Annotated in this window: 3 protein-coding genes; all 3 read left to right on the forward strand. The window is 38.5% G+C overall.

Annotated features, from left to right (window positions below; translation table 11 throughout):
* Positions 1-921 (forward strand): SulP family inorganic anion transporter (locus ACEW8O_RS11185; protein ID WP_373494715.1); only part of this gene is annotated, 921 nt, incomplete at its 5' end.
* 125 nt (positions 922-1,046) lie between these two features.
* Complete coding sequence (locus ACEW8O_RS11190; RefSeq protein ID WP_373494716.1) at positions 1,047-1,631, forward strand: hypothetical protein; 585 nt, start codon at positions 1,047-1,049, stop codon at positions 1,629-1,631.
* A gap of 91 nt (positions 1,632-1,722) precedes the next feature.
* Positions 1,723-2,463, forward strand: a complete 741-nt coding sequence (locus tag ACEW8O_RS11195; RefSeq protein WP_373494717.1) for an energy transducer TonB — start codon at positions 1,723-1,725, stop codon at positions 2,461-2,463.
* Positions 2,464-2,502: the final 39 nt, after the last annotated feature.

Raw genomic sequence — 2,502 nt, forward strand, 5'->3', positions numbered from 1 at the left:
ATCAGCGGTGGCCTACCGGAATTCCACCTTCCTGTGGTTCCTTTAAACTGGGAAACCTTTATGATCATTCTTCCTTATTCTGCTATCATGGCAGGGGTTGGGTTGATTGAAAGTCTATTGACATTGACCCTGATAGATGAAATAACCGAAACGAGGGGGCATGGCAACAAGGAGTGTGTAGCCCAAGGAGTTGCCAACCTGACCACAGGCTTTTTTGGCGGAATGGGCGGATGTGCCATGATTGGCCAATCTTTGATCAATGTAAATGCAGGCGGTAGGAGCAGGATTTCTGGAATTGTAGCTTCTGTAGGACTCTTCGTCTTTATTTTGTTTCTTTCCACCTATATTGAAATGGTACCCATGGCAGCTTTGGTAGGTCTGATGTTTATGGTAGCTATTGGGACATTTGAGTGGGCTTCCTTGAAAGTGTTCAGAAAAGTCCCTTTCCACGATGTATTGGTGATGGTGACTGTGACCTTGGTGACTGTGTTTTTGCACAACCTAGCATTGGCTGTTTTGATTGGCGTCATTATTTCGGCATTGGTATTTGCATGGCAAAATGCCAAAATGATCCGGGCGAGAAAATTTGTAGATGAAAAGGGTGTTAAACATTATGAGATTTTCGGGCCTTTGTTTTTTGCCTCGGCCATGACTTTTGGGCAGAAATTTGATCCCATTAATGATCCTGAGGAAATAGTTATCGACTTTGCAGAAAGTAGGATTGTGGACCACTCGGGGATAGACGCCATCCATAAAGTAACCGAGAGGTATCACAAATTAGGAAAAACAGTTTATATCAAACACCTAAATAGCAGCAGTAAAGTCCTCCTGGAAAAAGCCGAAAAAATCATCAACGTGAATTACACGGAGGACGATCCTAGTTTTAAGATTGTGTTGGAAGAAGATAAAGTGGTGGGATGATTTTTGGAAAGACTACATAGAACCAAAAGTTTCTGAGTGGTCTAATCATCATTTTGATTTTTTACATTTATTCCGATATTTTTGGTTGATTTTTTAAATATATTTAGGCGATTTAATCAAAGCCCATGAAAAATATTCTTTTGGCATTTTACATGCTTGTTTTATCCCTGCCAGGATTCAGTCAGGACATCATAGAATGGGATCAGCAATACCAAGTCAAAATGGAGGATTTTCAATCCAAAAGATCCAAAATAGATGGCGAAGTTATCCTTATTCAGACCTCTGCTAAAATGGACTTTGCATTTGCTATGAGCAATTATGAGTTTATGCTGACCAAAAACTTTAACTCAAAAGTTACCAATACTTTTAGCCCAAAATCAGCGGTTTTGATAGCACCTGATTTGGAAACAGCTGCGAAGCTGGTCAAGTTTGCCCAATACCAATTCGACCTCAACGAACTTTATACCAGACAATTCCGAAAATTGCTTTATGAGAATAAGGGTGCGTTTTCTAGTATCACTTATATTAATCCTCTTTTTGAAAACATTCAGAATGAATTGACTGAGCGATATTCAGAGGCCGCCGAAACAACCAATCTGGGTTTAGAGGAGGAAATATTGCTGACACTACATTTGGAGGTTTTAGATGAGATTACAGAACTGAAAGACTTTTGTAAAACCTGTAAACCGCCGAAAGCAAAGAAAAAATAATAGACATTTTATTCATCTCTTACCCTGCACCAGGGTACTGTAGACCGATGCGGAAAAGATCAAATAAATTTAGAAGATCCTATTTTAGCTTATGAAAAAATTTCTTTTGGTAATCAGCTTGCTTGTGGCATTACCATATTCCCTAAAGGCTCAAACAGCCACATTTTTAAACCCATTCCGAATTCCGATCTTAGACCTCGAAAAATACCCTCCTTGTTATTTTTCAATTGAAATTGATGAATTGATGAGTAAGGAAATTAGGGTATATACTTTGGACAGTTTGCTTAATTATGAATCTGTATTATTTAAAGATGCTGATGGCAAGGAAATCAGAAAAATCGAAAAACAGTATTACAACAATAATAGAAACCTTCAATATAATAAAGACAGCGATTTGGTTTTAAACAGGTCTTTGGTGGAAAATTACCATGAAAACGGGTTTTTAAAATCCAGGGAACTATGGGATGGTGAGAATGTAGAAGAAGGGGATTATTTCGATAAATCCGGGAATCCAATAGAAAAACCTATTGAAATTTCCCCTGAACCATTTGATGGTATGAATGGATGGATGAAGTATCTGCAAAAGTCATTGAAATTTCCAAAAGACGCCAGAAAGCAAAGAATTGAAGGAACAGTTTATACAGTATTTGAGCTAACTGAAGAGGGGAAAATCGAAAATCTTGAAATTATGAATCCTGAACAGGTTCACGAATCTCTTGGCAATGAGGCTCTTCGGGTCATCGCGGCCTATCCCTATACCTGGATTCCAGGAAAAGTTGACGGTGAGAATGTCCGGGTAAGGATGCGGTTGCCGATTTCATTTAGGCAGTGATAATTAATGGACTCAATGCGGATCTTCATTTGAATTAAT

It is taken from the genome of Aquiflexum sp. (genome assembly GCF_041749095.1).
Lineage (GTDB): Bacteria > Bacteroidota > Bacteroidia > Cytophagales > Cyclobacteriaceae > Aquiflexum.